Annotated in this window: 17 protein-coding genes; 10 read left to right on the top strand and 7 right to left on the bottom strand. The window is 61.4% G+C overall.

Translation table 11 applies throughout. The features are described from left to right. Positions 1-9: 9 nt before the first annotated feature. From N8H71_RS21145 to fdhA, 5 genes are all read left to right on the top strand, one after another. Positions 10-339 (top strand): sarcosine oxidase subunit delta, encoded by a 330-nt coding sequence (locus N8H71_RS21145; RefSeq protein ID WP_262195558.1) that lies wholly within the window; start codon positions 10-12, stop codon positions 337-339. After that, complete coding sequence (locus tag N8H71_RS21140; RefSeq protein WP_085608922.1) at positions 336-3,353, top strand: sarcosine oxidase subunit alpha; 3,018 nt, start codon at positions 336-338, stop codon at positions 3,351-3,353. The genes N8H71_RS21145 and N8H71_RS21140 overlap by 4 nt, the downstream gene beginning before the upstream one ends. 144 nt (positions 3,354-3,497) lie before the next feature. Next, on the top strand, positions 3,498-4,130 hold the full coding sequence (locus tag N8H71_RS21135; RefSeq protein WP_262195557.1) for a sarcosine oxidase subunit gamma: 633 nt from the start codon (positions 3,498-3,500) through the stop codon (positions 4,128-4,130). Positions 4,131-4,269: 139 nt separating this feature from the next. Continuing rightward, positions 4,270-5,127, top strand: coding sequence for a formyltetrahydrofolate deformylase (gene purU / locus N8H71_RS21130; RefSeq protein WP_007959808.1), 858 nt, complete (start codon positions 4,270-4,272; stop codon positions 5,125-5,127). Between the two features lie 202 nt (positions 5,128-5,329). Beyond that, complete coding sequence (fdhA, locus tag N8H71_RS21125) at positions 5,330-6,529, top strand: formaldehyde dehydrogenase, glutathione-independent (protein ID WP_011336270.1); 1,200 nt, start codon at positions 5,330-5,332, stop codon at positions 6,527-6,529. A gap of 78 nt (positions 6,530-6,607) precedes the next feature. Here fdhA and N8H71_RS21120 read toward each other — a convergent pair whose 3' ends face one another. Further along, positions 6,608-7,000, bottom strand: coding sequence for a hypothetical protein (locus N8H71_RS21120; RefSeq protein WP_262195556.1), 393 nt, complete (start codon positions 6,998-7,000; stop codon positions 6,608-6,610). A 264-nt stretch (positions 7,001-7,264) separates the two neighbouring features. On the opposite strand from N8H71_RS21120, the gene N8H71_RS21115 reads away from it, so the two are divergent. Then, positions 7,265-7,822, top strand: coding sequence for a DUF2780 domain-containing protein (locus tag N8H71_RS21115; RefSeq protein ID WP_262195555.1), 558 nt, complete (start codon positions 7,265-7,267; stop codon positions 7,820-7,822). 1 nt (position 7,823) lies between these two features. Here the strand turns inward: N8H71_RS21115 and N8H71_RS21110 are convergent, their stop codons facing one another. Next, positions 7,824-8,711: an acyltransferase gene (locus tag N8H71_RS21110; RefSeq protein WP_085746626.1), complete on the bottom strand. Its 888-nt coding sequence runs from the start codon at positions 8,709-8,711 to the stop codon at positions 7,824-7,826. 174 nt (positions 8,712-8,885) lie between these two features. Here N8H71_RS21110 and N8H71_RS21105 point away from each other — a divergent pair, with 174 nt between their 5' ends. The 3 genes from N8H71_RS21105 (at position 8,886) to creC (ending at position 11,720) form a co-directional block, all read left to right on the top strand. Further along, positions 8,886-9,389: an ATP-dependent zinc protease family protein gene (locus tag N8H71_RS21105; RefSeq protein ID WP_007959815.1), complete on the top strand. Its 504-nt coding sequence runs from the start codon at positions 8,886-8,888 to the stop codon at positions 9,387-9,389. Positions 9,390-9,621: 232 nt separating this feature from the next. Continuing rightward, positions 9,622-10,302, top strand: coding sequence for a two-component system response regulator CreB (creB, locus tag N8H71_RS21100; protein WP_085746625.1), 681 nt, complete (start codon positions 9,622-9,624; stop codon positions 10,300-10,302). After that, positions 10,302-11,720, top strand: a complete 1,419-nt coding sequence (creC, locus tag N8H71_RS21095) for a two-component system sensor histidine kinase CreC (protein WP_262195554.1) — start codon at positions 10,302-10,304, stop codon at positions 11,718-11,720. The genes creB and creC overlap by 1 nt, the downstream gene beginning before the upstream one ends. A gap of 23 nt (positions 11,721-11,743) precedes the next feature. Here the strand turns inward: creC and N8H71_RS21090 are convergent, their stop codons facing one another. Further along, positions 11,744-12,754: an acyltransferase family protein gene (locus tag N8H71_RS21090; RefSeq protein WP_262195553.1), complete on the bottom strand. Its 1,011-nt coding sequence runs from the start codon at positions 12,752-12,754 to the stop codon at positions 11,744-11,746. 165 nt (positions 12,755-12,919) lie between these two features. Here N8H71_RS21090 and creD point away from each other — a divergent pair, with 165 nt between their 5' ends. Next, positions 12,920-14,290 carry a cell envelope integrity protein CreD gene (creD, locus tag N8H71_RS21085; RefSeq protein ID WP_262195552.1) on the top strand — a complete coding sequence of 457 codons (1,371 nt, stop codon included), beginning with the start codon at positions 12,920-12,922 and terminating at the stop codon, positions 14,288-14,290. A gap of 202 nt (positions 14,291-14,492) precedes the next feature. Here creD and N8H71_RS21080 read toward each other — a convergent pair whose 3' ends face one another. The 4 genes from N8H71_RS21080 to N8H71_RS21065 form a co-directional block, all read right to left on the bottom strand. Next, positions 14,493-15,122 carry a glutathione S-transferase gene (locus N8H71_RS21080; RefSeq protein ID WP_262195551.1) on the bottom strand — a complete coding sequence of 210 codons (630 nt, stop codon included), beginning with the start codon at positions 15,120-15,122 and terminating at the stop codon, positions 14,493-14,495. 160 nt (positions 15,123-15,282) lie between these two features. Continuing rightward, positions 15,283-15,462: a hypothetical protein gene (locus N8H71_RS21075; protein WP_262195549.1), complete on the bottom strand. Its 180-nt coding sequence runs from the start codon at positions 15,460-15,462 to the stop codon at positions 15,283-15,285. After that, complete coding sequence (locus N8H71_RS21070) at positions 15,459-16,589, bottom strand: PepSY-associated TM helix domain-containing protein (protein ID WP_262195548.1); 1,131 nt, start codon at positions 16,587-16,589, stop codon at positions 15,459-15,461. The genes N8H71_RS21075 and N8H71_RS21070 overlap by 4 nt, the downstream gene beginning before the upstream one ends. A gap of 74 nt (positions 16,590-16,663) precedes the next feature. Next, positions 16,664-19,102 (bottom strand): TonB-dependent siderophore receptor, encoded by a 2,439-nt coding sequence (locus tag N8H71_RS21065; protein WP_262195547.1) that lies wholly within the window; start codon positions 19,100-19,102, stop codon positions 16,664-16,666. Positions 19,103-19,270 lie beyond the last annotated feature (168 nt).

The raw sequence follows: 19,270 nt of genomic DNA, 5'->3' as shown, positions 1-19,270 counted from the left end.
GAAATCCCTATGTTGCACATCTTCTGTCCTCACTGCGGCGAACTGCGCTCCGAAGAGGAATTCCACGCATCCGGTCAGGCGCACATCCCGCGTCCTCTGGACCCTGCAAGCTGCACCGACGAGGAGTGGGGCAACTATATGTTCTTCCGCGACAACCCGCGCGGACTGCACCACGAGTTGTGGGATCACGTCGCCGGTTGCCGCCAGTACTTCAATGTCACCCGCGACACCGTGACCTACGAGATTCTCGAAACCTACAAGATCGGCACCAAGCCACAATTCACCGACAAGGCTGACACTGCGAAAACAGCCACGACGGCGCTGGGAGAGAAGGTATGAGCCAGACCAATCGCCTGTCCAACGGTGGACGGATCGACCGCAACAAAGTGCTGAGCTTCACCTTCAACGGCCAGACCTACAAAGGTTTTGAAGGCGACTCGCTGGCCGCAGCCCTGCTGGCCAACGGTGTCGACATCATTGGCCGCAGCTTCAAGTATTCGCGTCCGCGCGGCATCTTTGCCGCCGGTGCCGAAGAGCCGAACGCGGTGCTGCAGATCGGTGCGACCGAAGCCACTCAGATCCCTAACGTGCGCGCCACGCAACAGGCGTTGTACCAGGGCCTGGTCGCCACCAGCACCAACGGCTGGCCGAGCGTCAACAACGACATGATGGGGATTCTCGGCAAGGTCGGCGGCAAGCTGATGCCGCCGGGCTTCTACTACAAAACCTTCATGTATCCGCAATCGTTCTGGATGACTTACGAGAAATACATTCGTAAGGCCGCCGGCCTCGGCCGCTCGCCGACCGAGAACGATCCGGACACCTACGACTACATGAACCAGCACTGCGACGTGCTGATCGTCGGCGCCGGCCCTGCCGGTCTGGCCGCTGCCCTGGCCGCTGCACGCAGCGGTGCCCGAGTGATCATCGCCGATGAACAGGAAGAGTTCGGCGGCAGCCTGCTCGACTCCCGCGAAAGCCTCGACGGCAAGCCTGCGGTGGAATGGGTTGCCAGTGTCGTTGCCGAATTGAAGAACACCCCGGACGTGCTGCTGTTGCCGCGCGCCACGGTCAACGGTTACCACGACCACAACTTCCTGACCATTCACGAACGCCTCACCGATCACCTCGGCGACCGCGCTCCGATCGGCCAGGTGCGTCAGCGCATTCACCGCGTCCGCGCCAAGCGTGTGGTGCTGGCGACCGGCGCTCACGAGCGTCCGCTGGTCTACGGCAACAACGACGTGCCGGGCAACATGCTCGCCGGTGCCGTCTCGACTTACGTGCGCCGTTACGGCGTGGCACCGGGCAAGAAACTGGTGCTGTCGACCAACAACGATCACGCCTACCGCGTGGCGCTGGACTGGCTCGACGCCAGCCTGCAAGTGGTCGCCATTGCCGACGCCCGCAGCAATCCGCGTGGCGCGCTGGTGGAAGAAGCGCGCGCCAAAGGCATTCGCATCCTCACCGGCAGCGCCGTGATCGAGGCCCGTGGCAGCAAGCACGTGACCGCTGCCCGCGTGGCGGCGATCGATGTCAAAGGGCACAAGGTCACCAGCCCGGGCGAATGGCTCGACTGCGACCTGATCGCCAGCTCCGGCGGTTACAGCCCGGTGGTTCACCTGGCGTCGCACCTCGGCGGCAAGCCGATCTGGCGCGAAGACATCCTCGGTTTCGTGCCGGGCGAAGCACCGCAGAAACGCGTGTGCGTCGGTGGCATCAACGGCGTCTACGGTCTCGGCGACTCCCTGGCCGACGGTTTTGAAGGTGGCGTGCGCGCTGCGTCCGAAGCGGGGTTTCAGAGCGTCGAAGCGGTCCTGCCGAAAGCCCTGAGCCGTCTGGAAGAACCGACGCTGGCGCTGTTCCAGGTGCCGCATGAAAAAGCCACCGCACGGGCGCCGAAGCAATTCGTCGACCTGCAGAACGACGTGACCGCCGCCGCCATCGAACTGGCGACCCGCGAAGGTTTCGAGTCGGTCGAGCACGTCAAACGCTACACCGCGCTGGGCTTCGGCACCGATCAGGGCAAGCTCGGCAACGTCAACGGCCTGGCGATTGCCGCCCGTTCGCTGAACGTGACCATCCCGCAGATGGGCACCACGATGTTCCGTCCGAACTACACGCCGGTCACTTTCGGCGCGGTAGCTGGCCGTCACTGCGGGCACATCTTCGAACCTGTGCGTTACACCGCACTGCATCAATGGCACCTGAAAAACGGCGCCGAGTTCGAAGACGTCGGTCAGTGGAAACGTCCGTGGTATTTCCCGAAAAACGGCGAAGACATGCATGCCGCCGTCAAACGCGAATGCAAGGCTGTGCGCGACAGCGTCGGTCTGCTGGACGCCTCGACCCTGGGCAAGATCGACATCCAGGGCCCGGACGCCCGCGAGTTCCTCAACCGCGTGTACACCAACGCCTGGACCAAGCTCGACGTGGGCAAGGCCCGTTACGGCCTGATGTGCAAGGAAGACGGCATGGTCTTCGACGACGGTGTGACGGCGTGTCTGGCCGACAACCATTTCGTCATGACCACCACCACCGGCGGCGCGGCTCGCGTACTGCAATGGCTGGAGCTGTACCACCAGACCGAATGGCCAGAGATGAAGGTCTACTTCACCTCCGTCACCGACCACTGGGCGACGATGACCCTGTCCGGCCCGAACAGCCGCAAGCTGCTCAGTGCCGTGACCGACATCGACCTGGCCAACGAAGCGTTCCCGTTCATGACCTGGAAAGAAGGTCTGGTCGGCGGTGTGCCGGCGCGGGTGTTCCGTATCTCGTTCACCGGTGAGCTGTCGTACGAAGTCAACGTCCAGGCCGACTATGCGATGGGCGTGCTGGAAAAAATCGTCGAGGCGGGCAAGCAATACAACCTGACCCCGTATGGCACCGAAACCATGCACGTTCTGCGGGCCGAGAAGGGCTTCATCATCGTCGGTCAGGACACCGACGGCTCGATGACCCCGGACGACCTGAACATGGGCTGGTGCGTCGGTCGCACCAAACCGTTCTCGTGGATCGGCCAGCGCGGCATGAACCGTGAAGACTGCGTGCGTGACCAGCGTAAACAGCTGGTCGGCCTGAAGCCGATCGATCCGAATGTCTGGCTGCCGGAGGGCGCGCAACTGGTGTTCAACACCAAGCAGTCGATTCCGATGACCATGGTCGGCCACGTGACCTCCAGCTACGCGCACAACTCCCTCGGCTATTCGTTTGCCATGGGCGTGGTGAAGGGCGGTCTGAAGCGTCTGGGCGAGCGGGTGTTCGCACCGCTGGCGGATGGCAGCGTGATCGAGGCGGAAATAGTTTCTTCGGTGTTCTTCGATCCGAAAGGCGATCGCCAGAACATTTGATGACTTCGGGAACTGTGGGCGGCCTGCCAATCGCGAGCAGGCTCGCTCCCACAGGGGAACGCGGTCAAATGTGGGAGCGAGCCTGCTCGCGATGGCGATAGTTGAGCCACCACCGGTACCAACAGAATTCAGGAAGGGTGCTTTATGACCACAGCCAACGTTTACCAACAACGCCCGACCACCGGGGCCAAGGCCGAGTCGTCGCTGCATCACGCCGACCTCGCCAGCCTGGTCGGCAAGGGCCGCAAGACCGCCGGCGTGACCGTGCGCGAGAAGAAACTCCTCGGCCATCTGACCATCCGTGGCGATGGTCACGATGCCGCGTTCGCCGCCGGCGTGCACAAAGCGCTGGGCATTGAGTTGCCGGGTGCCCTGAGTGTGATCGTCAAAGGTGAAACCAGCCTGCAATGGATGGGCCCGGACGAGTGGCTGCTGATCGTGCCGAGCGGTGAAGAGTTCGCAGCCGAGCAGAAACTGCGCGAAGCGCTGGGCGATCTGCACATCGCGATCGTCAACGTCAGCGGCGGCCAGCAGGTACTCGAATTGAGCGGCCCGAACGTGCGTCAGGTGCTGATGAAATCCACCAGCTACGACGTGCACCCGAACAACTTCCCGGTCGGCAAGGCTGTCGGCACGGTGTTCGCCAAGTCGCAGCTGATGATCCGCCACACCGCCGAAGACACCTGGGAACTGCTGATCCGTCGCAGCTTCTCGGATTACTGGTGGTTGTGGTTGCAGGATGCTTCGGCTGAGTACGGGTTGAGCGTCCAGGCGTAATGATCGTTCCCACGTCGAACCGTCTGCGTGGGAATGCATCCCGGGACGCTCCGCGTCCCAAGAGCGGACGCAGAGCGTCCATGGCGGCGTTCCCACGCAGAGCTTGGGAACGATCAGAGGCCTGACCCAGGAGAAAACAATGAGCCGCGCCCCGGATACATGGATTCTGACCGCCGACTGCCCCAGCGTTCTCGGCACCGTAGACGCGGTGACGCGTTTTCTGTTCGAGCAGGGTTGCTACGTGACCGAGCACCACTCGTTCGATGACCGGCTCTCGGGCCGGTTCTTCATTCGTGTGGAATTCCGTCAGCCCGACGGTTTTGACGAGCAATCCTTCCGCGCCGGCCTCGCCGAGCGTGGTCAGGCGTTCGGTATGATCTTCGAGCTGACCGCGCCGAACTACCGGCCGAAAGTGGTGATCATGGTCTCCAAGGCCGATCACTGCCTCAACGACTTGCTCTACCGCCAGCGCATCGGCCAGTTGTCGATGGACGTGGCGGCGGTGGTGTCGAACCACCCGGACCTCAAGCCGCTGGCCGACTGGCACCAGATTCCCTACTACCATTTCCCCCTCGACCCGAACGACAAACCGGCCCAGGAGCGGCAGGTGTGGCAGGTGATCGAGGAAGCCGGCGCCGAACTGGTGATCCTCGCCCGCTACATGCAGGTGCTGTCGCCGGAGCTGTGCCGCAAGCTCGATGGCAAGGCGATCAACATTCACCACTCGCTGCTGCCGGGCTTCAAGGGCGCCAAGCCGTATCACCAGGCCTACAACAAGGGCGTGAAACTGGTGGGGGCGACCGCGCACTACATCAACAACGACCTGGACGAGGGGCCGATCATCGCCCAGGGCGTCGAGGCGGTGGATCACAGTCATTACCCGGAAGACCTGATTGCCAAGGGCCGCGACATCGAAGGCCTGACCCTGGCCCGGGCTGTCGGGTATCACATTGAGCGGAGGGTGTTTTTGAACGCCAATCGCACCGTCGTTCTTTAGATTGCTATCGCGAGCAAGCTCGCTCCCACAGGGTTTTGTGTTGATCACAGATCTCAGTGACACCAGAAATCAACTGTGGGAGCCAGCCTGCTGGCGATGAGGCCATAACAGGCAACACAAGAATCAGCATCTGTACCCGAGCACTTAACGCGCTGCCTGCCTGGGCGGCGCGGTTCCATAAAAACAACAGCGAGGTGAAAGCATGTCTGGCAATCGTGGTGTGGTGTATCTCGGCGCTGGCAAGGTCGAAGTACAGAAAATCGACTATCCGAAAATGCAGGATCCGCGCGGCAGGAAGATCGAGCACGGTGTCATCCTGCGTGTGGTTTCAACCAACATTTGCGGCTCCGACCAGCACATGGTGCGCGGCCGTACCACTGCCCAGGTCGGTCTGGTGCTGGGGCACGAGATCACCGGTGAAGTGATCGAGAAGGGCAGCGACGTCGAAAGCCTGAAAATCGGCGACCTGGTGTCCGTTCCGTTCAACGTGGCTTGCGGGCGCTGCCGTTCCTGCAAGGAGCAACACACCGGCGTCTGCCTGACCGTCAACCCGGCCCGCGCCGGCGGTGCCTACGGTTACGTCGACATGGGCGACTGGACCGGTGGCCAGGCCGAATACGTGCTGGTGCCTTACGCCGACTTCAACCTGCTGAAACTGCCGGACCGCGACAAGGCCATGGAGAAAATCCGGGACCTGACCTGCCTCTCCGACATTCTGCCGACCGGTTACCACGGCGCCGTCACCGCTGGCGTTGGTCCGGGCAGCACCGTTTACATTGCCGGCGCCGGTCCGGTCGGTCTGGCTGCAGCCGCCTCCGCCCGTTTGCTCGGCGCTGCGGTGGTGATCGTCGGCGACGTCAACACCATCCGCCTGGCCCACGCCAAGGCTCAGGGTTTCGAAATCGTCGACCTGTCGAAAGACACCCCGCTGCATGAACAGATCGCCGCGCTGCTGGGCGAGCCTGAAGTGGATTGCGCGGTGGACTGCGTTGGCTTCGAAGCCCGTGGCCATGGTCACGACGGCGTCAAATCCGAAGCCCCGGCCACCGTACTCAACTCGCTGATGGGCGTAGTGCGCGTAGCCGGCAAGATCGGTATCCCGGGCCTGTACGTGACCGAAGATCCGGGTGCCGTGGACGCTGCCGCGAAAATGGGCAGCCTGAGCATCCGTTTCGGCCTCGGCTGGGCCAAATCCCACAGCTTCCACACCGGCCAGACCCCGGTGATGAAGTACAACCGCCAACTGATGCAGGCGATCATGTGGGACCGCATCAACATCGCCGAAGTGGTGGGCGTGCAGGTCATCAGCCTCGACCAGGCGCCGGAAGGTTACGGCGAGTTCGATGCAGGCGTGCCGAAGAAGTTTGTGATTGATCCGCACAAGTTGTTCAGTGCGGCGTAAGTTGCGCAAATGAAAAAGGGCAACCCACGGGTTGCCCTTTTTCGTTGAACGCACTTCAGAAGACAAATTATCTTCGCATCATTTGAACGCGCATTTCGTCACGTCACCATCCTTGGTCGAACAATCATCGCCCTGCCAGTTTGAACCGGAAGGCTGGATGGGGTTGCCGGTTTTCACGACCAGCGATGCACCGAGCAATGAAGGTTTCTTTCCATCTTCGTATTGGCAGATGGCTCTGGCTGCAGGTTGGTCCTTTTCCTTGAGACGAACTGCAGTAAATATCAGATTCTGGACTTCGGACTGGCTGGCACTTTCAGGATCAACGTCTACCGGGAACTTGCCCTCCGGTGTTGTTGCTACAAAGCTGCCATCGGGTTGTTTTGTAATTGAGGTCGCTTTCGGGCAGTCGGCATAGGCGACACTCGCCAGGGCGATGCTGATCAGCGCAGCAGCGAAAGTTTGTTTCAACATTGTTCGTACTCCATTACAGGTCTGGAGCAGCAATGTTCTCTGTACCTGTCGTTCGCGACTACTGTCATAAGTTACAGTCTTTAAGCACGGTTTGAAGTAGCGATCCTGGTATTTAGAAACGAGTGATATAAGAAATAAAGTTTTTCCGGATTTGTTAGAGGAAAATGACCGCCTCAGGCCGGAACATGCAGACACTCGCCCGGTCAAAACGCCAGTTTGATCGCCAGTATCCGGGCGATCTTCACGCCACAAGAGGATGTCTGAATGAAGATTTCACGCGGTTTTGCCCTGGTATCGCTCCTGACCCTGGCGGCAGGGCCGGTGTTTGCCGGTTTCAGTTTGAATGACGTGGCCGGTGCGGTATCGGGCATGCAGGGCGGGGACAAGGCTGCCGCTGCGGCGCCGACATCGGAAACCGCCGGTCTGCTGAGTGCCTTGAGCGCGCTGAATGTCACGCCGCAGCAAGCGGTCGGCGGCACCAGCGCCATGTTGGGCCTGGCGAAGAACCAACTGAGCAACACGGATTATTCCGAACTGGCCAAGGAAGTGCCGGGCATCGACAAGTTGTCGGGCGGTAGCGGCAATCTGGCTGCGTTGAGCGGTTTGCTCGGCTCGTCGGGCAAGTCCGCCGGGCTGGACAATGCGCTGGGCAACGTCAAGGACACCAATGACCTGAACAACGCCTTCGGTGCGCTGGGCATGGACAGCGGGATGGTCGGCCAGTTTGCCCCGATCCTGCTGCAATACCTCGGACAGCAGGGTGTCGGCGGCTCGTTGCTGCAAAGCCTGGGCAGCATCTGGGGCACCGGCACCAACGGTTGACTCAGCGGCGCTCGCCTTTGAGTTCGGCGATGCGCTGATCCTTGAGGGTCCAGAGCTGGTTGACCCAGTTCTGGACCTTCTCGCGAAACACCGGATCGTTTTCGTAATCGCCCTGCCACAGGGCCGGATCTAGCTCGCGGGTCTGGATGTCGATGATCACGCGCGGCACGTTGCCGCTGATCAGGTCCCAGAACCCCGGAATTTTCTGCTGTGGATAAACCACGGTCACATCGAGAATCGCGTCCAGTTGTTCGCCCATCGCCGCCAGTACGAACGCCACGCCGCCCGCCTTGGGCTTGAGCAGGTGGCTGAACGGTGATTGCTGCTGAGTGCTTTTGGCGGCGGTGTAACGCGTGCCTTCCAGATAGTTCACCACCGTCACCGGCTGGCGCTTGAACAGTTCGCAGGCGGCCTTGGTGATTTCCAGATCCTTGCCGGCCAGTTCCGGGTTCTTCGCCAGGAACGCCTTGGTGTAACGCTTCATGAACGGGTAATCCAGTGCCCACCAGGCCAGGCCCAGAAAGGGCACCCAGATCAGCTCTTTCTTGAGGAAGAACTTGAAGAACGGCGTGCGTCGGTTGAGGGTCTGGATCAGCGCCGGGATATCGACCCAGGACTGATGGTTGCTGATCACCAGGTAGGAGGTGTCGCTGCGCAGGTCTTCGCCGCCGCGAATGTCCCATTGCGTCGGGATGCACAGGCGAAAGATCAGCTTGTCGATTTCCGCCCAGGTTTCGGCGATCCACATCACCGCCCACGAGGCGTAGTCGCGAAAGCGCCCCGGCAGGATCAGCTTGAGCAGGGCGAACACCATCAGCGGGCCAAAGAGCACGAGGGTGTTGGACAACAGCAGCAGGGTGACGAGACAGCCGGTGAGCAGGCGGCGCATAAGCAACTCTTGGAAAACGGATGGGCGCGCCATGATAAGTGGCTTCGGCCGGCAGGCCAAATCGGTGCTGACGAATGTTTCACCTTTGGCACGTTAGCCTTGCGGGAACGTTCATGCGAACAACGGTCTAAAATCTCGCGTCTCACGCCCCCATTTCCCAAGGAAGCCCCTTACGTGAAATCCCTCCTTGCACTGCTTTCCCTCGTCGCCCTGCCGGTGCTTGCCGCCGAACCGACCCTGTACGGTCGTTACGAATACATCGCGCTGCCGGAAATCGGTGGCGAAGTGCTCAAGGCCAAGATGGACACCGGCGCGCTGACCGCCTCGCTGTCGGCCAAGGACATCGAGACGTTCAAGCGCGACGGTGAAGACTGGGTACGTTTCCGCCTGGCCACCAAGGACGCCAGCAACAAGGTGTATGAGCACAAGGTTGCGCGGATCAGCAAGATCAAGAGCCGCTCGGATGAAGAAGACGAGGGTGAAAGCACCGAAGTGGCCAAGCGCCCGGTGGTCGATCTGGAGCTGTGCCTGGGCGACGTCAAGCGTACCGTGGAGGTCAACCTGACTGACCGCAGCAACTTCAACTACCCGTTGCTGATCGGCGCCAAGGCCCTGCGCGAGTTCGGCGCGGCGGTGAACCCGGCGCGACGCTTCACGGCGGACAAGCCGGACTGCTGATCGAGCGTCGTGTCTCGCAAATGCTGTTCCTTTTTGACGGTGTCTGTTGCCGTCATGCTGCGTTGCCGCTCCTCGCCATAGCGGGCTATGACTCGTCGCGGCGCCTTGCCTGACGACAACAGCCACTCGTCAAAAAAGGAACGCATTTGTGAGACGCGACGCTGGTGGTCTCATTGACGTAACGCCGGGCTTGGGGCACCGTTCGCGCACTTAACCCACAGGCTCGGACGCCATGCCTCATATCCTGATTGTCGAAGACGAAGCGGCGATTGCCGACACGCTGATTTTTGCCTTGCAGGGCGAGGGCTTCACCACGACCTGGCTGAGCCTGGGCGCGGCGGCGCTGGAGCATCAGCGCCAGAACCCGGCGGATCTGATCATCCTCGACATCGGCCTGCCGGACATCAGCGGCTTTGAAACCTGCAAGCAGCTGCGTCGTTTCAGTGAAGTGCCGGTGTTGTTCCTCAGCGCCCGCAACGCCGAAATTGACCGGGTGGTGGGCCTGGAAATCGGTGCCGACGATTACGTCGTCAAACCGTTTTCACCGCGAGAAGTGGCGGCACGGGTCCGGGCGATTCTCAAACGCATGGCGCCACGTCCGGTCATCGAGGCGTCATCGGCGCTGTTTCGCGTCGATCCCGAACGCGTACAGATCAGCTATCGCGGCCAGCCCCTGAGCCTGACCCGCCACGAATTCCGTCTGCTGCAATGCCTGCTCGAACAACCCGAGCGGGTGTTCAGCCGCGAGCAATTGCTCGATGCGCTGGGCGTGGCGGCGGATGCCGGTTACGAGCGCAGCATCGACAGCCATATCAAAAGCGTGCGCGCCAAATTGCGTCTGGTGCGCGCCGAGGCCGAGCCGATCCAGACCCATCGCGGCCTCGGTTACAGCTACAGCCCGGGGCACAGCTGATGTCGCTGGGGCTGCGGATTTTCCTGGTGTACGTGCTGTTCATCGGCCTGACCGGGTATTTCGTGCTCAACACCGTTATGGAAGAAATCCGCCCCGGCGTGCGTCAGTCCACCGAAGAAACCCTGGTCGATACCGCCAACCTGATGGCGGAAATCCTGCGGGACGATTTCAAGGCCGGCACCCTCAACCAGAATCGCTGGCCCGAATTGCTCCGCGCCTATGGTGAGCGCCAGCCGAAAGCGACGATCTGGGGACTGGCGAAAAATCAGGTCAATCACCGTATCTACGTCACCGACGCCAAGGGCATTGTGGTGCTGGACTCCAGTGGTGTCGCGGTCGGCCAGGACTACTCGCGCTGGAACGACGTCTACCTGACCCTGCGCGGCGAATACGGCGCACGCTCCAGTCGCAGTGACCCGAATGATCCGAACTCCTCGGTCATGCACGTGGGCGCGCCGATCCGCGACAACGGCGCGATCATCGGCGTGGTCACCGTGGCCAAACCCAACAGTTCACTGCAACCCTATGTCGATCGCACCGAACGCCGTTTGCTCGGTTACGGCGCCGGATTGATCGGCCTCGGTCTGCTGTTGGGCGCTGTGCTGTCGTGGTGGCTGAGCCGCGCGTTGCACCGCTTGACCGTGTACGCCCAGGCCGTGAGCGAGGGCCGCCGGGTGGCGGTGCCGCACTATCGCGGTGGCGAGCTGGAGCAGTTGGCGGCTGCTGTGGAACAGATGCGCACCCAGCTCGAAGGCAAGGCCTACGTCGAGCGTTATGTGCACACCCTGACCCATGAATTGAAGAGTCCGCTGGCGGCAATTCGCGGTGCCGCCGAGTTGTTGCAGGGCGAGATGCCGCCGGATCAGCGATTGCGATTCGTCGGTAACATCGACAGCGAAAGTGCCCGGATGCAGCAGTTGATTGAGCGCCTGCTCGATCTGGCTCAGGTAGAACAGCGTCAGGGTCTTGAAGAGCGTGTCGCCGTGCCGCTCGCGGCGTTGGTCGATGAAGTCTTGCAGGCACAGACCGCACGGATTGAAGGGCGACAGCTAAGAATCGAACGGGCTATCCCCGCCGATCTGGCGTTGCTTGGTGAGCCGTTTCTGCTGCGCCAGGCCTTGGGCAACCTGCTGGAAAACGCACTGGACTTCACGCCCCCCAAGGGCTTGCTGCGATTTGACGCCGAGCGGGTCGGCGGCCAGATTGTTTTTTGCCTGTTCAACGAAGCCGCGCCCATCCCCGATTACGCACTGACGCGTCTGACCGAGCGCTTTTATTCGTTGCCGCGTCCTGACAGCGGGCGCAAAAGCACAGGGCTTGGGCTGAATTTCGTCGAGGAAGTGGTCAAGCTGCACGGTGGTTCTCTGCGTATCGAGAATCTGGCAGGGGGCGTGCAGGTGCAGTTGCACCTGCCGTGATCCTCCCGGTAAACCGTCGCCGCTCAGGACGGCGTTGCGGCCTCGTTGATGCGGGCCTTGTTTCGGCGATGCGCCCATTGCAGCGCCGGTCGCTCGACCCAATGCCAGGAGGCGATGGCCAGCACTATCACGATCAGCGCCGACAGCAGCATGGACGGTACGAACGTCAGCGATGTCTTGTTGATCACCAGTTGCTGTACAGGAAACGCATACAGGTAGATGCCATAGGACAGGTCGAATCGACCCCGGATGGTGTGATCGACGTAGAGCAGGCCCACACTCAGGGTGGCAAGGCAGATGCACAGGGTGACGACCACCCCGGCCATCGGTGTTCCGGTTGCCAGCAAAGCAGCTCCGACACAGGCCACCAGCATGATTGCCAATCGGCGCCTGTCGCTCAGTAGTGGCTTGTAGAAGGCCAGCAGCGATCCGGCAAAAAACGCGATCCCGGCACATCCATACACCGCCAGTTTCTGAGTCAGTGCGGTAGCAGGGCCGTTGCCCAGTACATAGGTCGCCACGCAGAACACCGCAAGCATCGCACCCGCTGCTGCCGCCCGTCGGTGCAGACTCAGCACCCCCGCCACCAGCAGATAAAAAGCGAATTCGATTTTCAGCGTCCAGAGACTGCCGTTGAAGGACTCACTGAAGATAAACCCGTCAGTGACTGGCTCGATGCTCGCCCGCCCGAACAGCGAGATGCGCAGGAAGTCGATCAGGACGGCGGGGGTTGTCACATAGCCCTCGGCAAACAGCGCGCCGGCTACAAACGTCATGAGGAATGCACAAGCGATCAGTGCTGGAAAGATCCGCGCAACACGTTTGCTCAGATAGTCAGTGAGGCCCTTGGCGTTGAGGAAACTGTGGGTAATCAGCAAGCCGGAAATCGAAAAGAAGGCGATGACCGCGATGCCGCCCAGCGAGTTGTAGCCAGCGATGCCCGGCTCCTGCAAACCGCTCAGGGCAAAGTGATGGCTGACCAGTACCAATAACGCGGCTACGTGCCTGATCAGATCGAATGAGTTGTTACGCAATCCAATAGTCCTTTGTTCCATTTGTCCGTCGGAGCCCGAAAAGTCGGGTGGTGGCTCCCGTGGAACAGCGTTTTACAGGTATTTCCACGTAAAGCCCACACAACCTCCATAACAAAACCATACAGCGTTTGCAGACTCGCTCCATTCCAACAAGGGAGCGTTCCGATGAACCGAAATCTGACATTCAAACTCGGGGCCATTGCCCTGCTGATCCTGGTGTTGCTGGTGCCGCTGTTGATGATCGACGGCATCATCGACGATCGCCAGCAACTGCGTGACGGGGTGCTGGAAGACATCGCCAGAAGCTCAAGCTACAGCCAGCAACTCAGCGGGCCGGTGATGGTTGTGCCGTATCGCAAAGTGGTGCGCACCTGGAAAACCAAAGAGAAGAGCGACGAGCGTTACCAGGAAATCGGTGAAGAACGCGGACGCCTGTATTTCCTGCCGGAGCGTTTTGAGCTCGACGGCCAAGTGCAGACCGAACTGCGCGCCCGGGGCATTTACGAGGCGCGACTGTTTCATGCCGAAAACCGTATCAGCGGGCATTTCTCGGTGCCGGCGCAGTTGGGGATCAAGGAAGACTTCGTCGATTACACCTTCGATGCGCCGTTCCTGGCGGTCGGCATCAGCGACATTCGCGGGATCGAAAACGCGCTGAAGCTGGAACTGGGCGCGCAACGCCTGGACTTCGTTCCGGGTACTCAGGTTGGCTGGCTGGGCGAGGGTGTGCGAGTGACGCTGCCGGCGCTGGACACCAGCAAGACCACGGAACTGGCCTTCGGCTTCGACCTGCGCCTGCAAGGCACCGGCTCGTTGCGGGTGCTGCCGGTGGGCAAGACCAGCCGTGTGAACCTCGCTGCCAACTGGCCGCACCCAAGCTTCATCGGCAACTTCCTGCCGGCCAAACGCGAGATCACCGATCAGGGTTTCACCGCCGACTGGCAGACCTCGTTTTTCTCCACCAATTTGCAAGAAGCGATGAGCCGTTGCGTGTCGGGTAATGATTGCGAGGCATTCAACGGGCGCAGTTTCGGCGTGAGCTTCATCGATCCGGTGGATCAGTATCTGAAGAGCGACCGGGCGATCAAATATGCGCTGCTGTTCATCGTTCTGACGTTCGCCGGTTTCTTCCTGTTCGAAGTGCTGAAAAGCCTGGCGGTGCACCCGGTGCAATACGCGCTGGTGGGCGTGGCGCTGGCGTTCTTTTATCTGTTGCTGCTGTCGTTGTCGGAGCACATCGGTTTTGCCCTGGCGTATCTGTTGTCGGCCAGTGGTTGTGTGCTGTTGATCGGGTTCTACGTCTGCCACGTACTGCGCAGCCTGCGTCATGGCTTGAGCTTTTCGGCGGGGCTGGCAGCGTTGTACGGCTTGCTCTATGGCTTGCTGAGCGCCGAGGATTACGCGCTGCTGATGGGCTCGCTGCTGCTGTTCGGTCTGCTCGGTGTGTTCATGGTGCTGACCCGCAATCTGGACTGGTACGGGATCGGGCAGAAAGCGGCCAAACCGCTGGAATTCGATATCGGAGCGGTGCAATGAGCCGGTTCGTGGGCTTGCGTGAGGAGCAGCGGGAGGCCGAGGTGTTGATGACGCTGATTATCGGGTTTCTGCCAGTTGAACCGCGCTGGTGCATTCGCGAGCAAGCTCGCTCCCACAGGAAGGGTGTTGCTTCAGATTGCTCCGTCGCATCCAGGACCAGTGTGGGAGCGAGCTTGCTCGCGAAGGGGCCGGGACAGCTGACCTAAGCTTTGGGCATGGTCGCAATCATCGACGGCCGCTGGCTCACTTCAAAAAACCAGTTGGCCAATTGCGGGTTGGCTTCACGCCAGCCCAGATCCGGGAAGCGCAGGTCCAGATAACCCAGCGCACAGGCCACGCTGATCGAAGCGACGTCGAAGTGGCAGGTCAGTTCGGCAATCGCGTCGCGCTCCAGCAGGGCGAGGGCGCGGCGGATCTTCTCGCGCTGGGCCTCGAGCCATTCGTCCCAGTGTTTTTCCGGGGCGCGCAGCACTTGCTCGTAACGCACCATGACCGAGGCGTCCATGATCCCGTCGGCCATCGAGGCCAGGGTCAGGCGCCGCCAGCGGGCCGAGCCGTCGCGGGGGATCAGCGGGTTGCCGACGTGCTGGTGATCGAGGTAATCGAGGATCACCCGGCTGTCATGGATGACATTGCCGTCGGCCAGGCGCAGGGCCGGGATTTTGCCCAGCGGGTTGTCTTCGTTGAGGGCCGCATCCGGGCTGACAGGGCTGAGCACGCAGTCCTGCAGCGCGACGCGATCCTGCTGGCCGGTCTCGTGCAGCAGCACCATGACTTTGCGCACGAACGGGGACAGTGTGTTGTGGTACAGGGTCATGCTGGGAGCGGACATCGGCAGGGTCTCGGTCAAGGGCAAGACGGGCAGCATAGCCTTTTAGCGCCTTGGCTCAAGCTCTTTGTGGGAGCGAGCCTGCTCGCGATAGTGTCTGCTCATTCACAATCCAAGTGACTGACATTCCGCTATCGCGAGCAAGCTCGCTCCCACAGGTTTTTCAGCTTCGCCACAGCAGGCCGCGCAGGGCAATGGCGGCCGGAATGCCCAGACCGACCCAGCTCAAACCATCCCAGATCCCGTCGCCCAGCAGCGCGGCGAACAGGCCCGCCGCACTCAGCAGCGCGATCACCAAAGGTGTGCTGAAGACCTTCCAGAAATTCGACTGACGCGGCTTCATGCAGAGGCCTCCGCCGCTTCCAGCACCGGTTTCGCGGCCTTGCGCCGCACCACCCACAGGTACACGCCGCTGGCGAGGACGATGATGGTCAGCACGTCCAGCGTGGCCCAGAGGATTTTCATCGGCATGCCGCCGTAGTCACCGAAGTGCAGCGGCTGCGACATGCCCATGGCGTCCATGTACCACGGTCGTTCTGCTACCGCCGTGACTTGCAGGGTGCTGGCGTCGATCAGTACCGGGGTCAGCAAGTGCGAGGTCAGGTGGGTGCCGCCCTTCATGAACACCGAGTAATGGTGCTCGCTGGAGAAGCGGGTGCCGGGGAAGGCGATGAAGTCCGGCTTCATGCCCGGTGTGACGTCAGAGGCGATTTCCAGCACCCGGGTGGCCGGGGCCAGTTGCGTCAGCGGCGGTGCATCGCGGTAGGGCGCGATCAGGGTCGTCAGGGCTTCGGCCCGCCACGCGGCGATCAGCAGATCGGCGCAGGCGCTGATCACGCCAGTCACGCCAACCACCAGTGCCCAGGTCAGGGTGACCACGCCGATCAGGTTATGCAGGTCGAGCCAGCGCAGTCGGGTGGATTTGTCTTGGCGCACCGTGCCGAACTTCAAGCGGCGCATGAACGGCAGGTACAACACCGTGCCGGACACGATCGCGACCACGAACAGCAAACCCATGAACGCCAGCAGCAACTTGCCCGGCAGGTCGGCGAACATGTCGACGTGCAGGCGCAGGATGAACAGCATCAGGCCGCCGTTGGCCGAAGGCATTTCCAGGGCTTCGCCAGTGCGCGCATCGAGCATGAAGGTGTGCGAGGAGTTGGGCTCGGTGCCGGCGGTCTTGGCCATGATCGTCAGCACGGCATTCGGCTCGTCGTCTTCGAAGCCGAAGTACTGCACGACTTCACCGGGCCGATGCTTTTCAGCGGCCTCGACCAGTTGCGCTAGGTTCAGATGCGGCGTGTCCGTCGGCATCACCCGCAACTCGGGCGCATCGCCCAGCAGGTGGTCGATCTCGTGATGGAAAATCAGCGGCAGGCCGGTCAGGGCCAACAGCAGCAAAAACACAGTGCAGATCAGGCTGGTCCAGGTGTGGACGAAGGACCAGCGGCGAATTGTTTTACTTTTCATTTCATGACCTTCAAAAACACCAAAGCCGTCCACGAGGGACGGCCTGGTCGCAGGGCCTGTTTCAGCTCAGGCGCTTACCATTTGTAGGTGGCGCTGGCGATGACGCTGCGCTGGTCGCCGTAGTAGCAGTAGAAACCGTCGCAGGTGGAAATGTAGTCCTTGTCGAACAGGTTGGTCGCGTTGAGTGCCAGCGACGCGCCTTTGAGGCTGTTGTCCAGACGGCCGAGGTCGTAATGCACGGCGGCGTCGAACACGGTGTAGGCATCCGCCTTGCCCAGCCAGGTGTTGGCCTTGTCGCCGTAGGTGTTGCCGGTGTAGCGCACGCCAGCGCCGATGCCGAAGCCGTCGAGCACGCCGGTGTGCCAGGTGTAGTCGGTCCACAGCGAGGCTTGCTGGTTCGGCATCAGTTGCAGACGGTTGCCCTTGTCGACACCTTTCTGCACTTCGGACTTGGCCAGGGTGTAGGCGGCGATGACCTTCAGGTTGTCGGTAACGTCGGAGACGGCTTCCAGCTCCAGGCCTTTGACTTTCACTTCGCCGGTCTGGCTAGTGACTGTCACGTTGTTGACGATGGTGTTGACCGAGACGTTCTTCTGGGTGAGGTCATACACGGCAGCGGTCAGCATGGTTTTGCTGCCCGGTGGCTGGTACTTGATGCCCAGTTCCCATTGCTTGCCCTCGGTCGGTTTGAACGAGTCGGTGGCAGTGGCATCGGCGCCGCTGGTTGGCTGGAAGGATTCGGCGTACGACAGGTACGGCACGAAGCCCGAGTCGAACACGTAGCTGATCGCCGCGTTACCGCTGAACGCCTTGTCACGCTGGGTGTTGGTGGCGTCGCCCTTGTTGAAGAACTTGGTGCTGGTGTGTACCCAATCTTCGCGACCACCCAAGGTCAGACGCCATTGGTCCAGGGCCATCTGGTCCTGCACGTAGAGGCCGCTCTGGTAGGTTTTCTGGTTGTAGTCATAGAACGCCGAGGAACGCGGTGGACGAGTGATCGGCTGGCCGTAGATCGGGTTGTTGACGTTGATCGATGGTGCGGAGCCGAAGATCGAAGTGTAGTTGTCGTTACTGCGCTGGTGATCGAGACCGAGCAACAGGGTGTGACGGATATCGCCGGTGGCGAAGTCGGCCTGGAAGTTGTTGTCCACGGCGAACTGGCTGATGTCCTCGTCGACGTTGGTGGTGCCGCGGCCGACATTGCCCTGATCGTCGACGGTGAAACCGGCGAAGGATGGGTTGTAGCTGTTGACGGTCACCGTCTGGAACGACAGGTCGGACTTGGTGTAACGCAGATTCTGTTTGAACTGCCACACGTCGTTGATGCGATGTTCGAAGGCATAGCCGAGCGCGTAGTAGGTACGGTCGTAGAAGTCGTAGTCAGGATCGCCCAGGTTCTTGTGATGGGAAATCTTGCCGAACGGCATGTCGATCTTGGTGCCCTGGATCGGGTAGAACTGGCTGGTGACACCGGTATCGTCGCGGGTGAACTGTGAGAGCAGGGTCAGCTTGGTGTCGTCATCGATGTTCCAGGTCAGGCTCGGCGCGATGTTGTAGCGCTTGTTTTCGATGTGGTCGATCTGCGTGTCGCTGTCACGTACCACGCCGCTGATGCCATACAGGAACTGACCCGCGTCATCGATCTTGCCGGTGCTGGCGAAGTTGATCTGGCGGTGATTGTCGCTGCCGTACTGCAACTGGATTTCGCTGCTTTGCACATCGCTTGGGCGACGGCTGACCATGTCCAGCAGGCCGCCCGGCGGGGTCTGGCCGTACACCGAAGAAGCCGGGCCGCGCAGCAGAGCGAGGCGGTCGAGGTTCCAGGTTTCCGGTTTCGGGTTGGCGTAGATACCGCGTGGCAACGGCAGGCCGTCGAGGAATTGGGTCGGTTCGAAACCGCGCACGCGCAGCCAGTCGATCCGGGTGTCGCTGCCGTAGCTGCTGGCGGTGATGCCCGGCATGTAGCGCACGGCGTCATCGAGGCTGTGCACGCCACGGTCTTCCATTTGCTGGCGAGTGGCGACCGAAATCGAGCGCGGCGCTTCGACCAGCGCGGTGTCGGTCTTGGTGCCGGCGGCGGTGCGGGTGGCGGTGTAGCCTTCGACCGGGCCCCAGGCGCTTTCATAGTTTTCTACGCCGATCACCGAGGTTTCCGGCAGGGCCACCACGCCTTCCGGCACGGCGACCAGGGTGTAAGTGCCGGCGCTGCTCTGTTCCAGTTGCAGACCGGTGCCACGCAGGGCCGCGCGTAGGGCGCCGGCCGCGTCATATTGGCCGTTGACCGGCGCCGAGGTCTTGCCCGCCGCCAGCGACGGGTTCAGCGACAGCGTGAGGCCGCCCTGGCTGGCGATCTGGTTCAGGGTGGTCGACAACGGAGCCGCCGGCAGGTTGTAGGCGCGTACGCTCGACGCCTGTTCAGCGGCGATCAGTTGGCTGCTGGCCAGCGGGGTGCAGAGGGCAATGGCGACCGCCAGCAAACTGGGGCGCAACAAGGTGTCTAGCGAACGGGACATACGGCGGCTCCTGAATGGAAATATTTCTCAATTGCCTGTGTGCCGGACGAGATTCGAAAAGTGATAGGGCTGGATGAAAATAATTTCGATTAACGAACGACATCGCTGCGCAAGTCAGCAGAAAGTCCGTTTTCATGGGGTGTGAAGGTTCTGTCGCGACCTGCTCGC

Source organism: Pseudomonas koreensis (assembly GCF_025447595.1).
GTDB classification, from domain to species: Bacteria; Pseudomonadota; Gammaproteobacteria; order Pseudomonadales; family Pseudomonadaceae; genus Aquipseudomonas; species Aquipseudomonas koreensis_H.
Note: the sequence above shows the minus strand (reverse complement) of the source record. Positions and strands in the feature narration are given on the sequence as shown.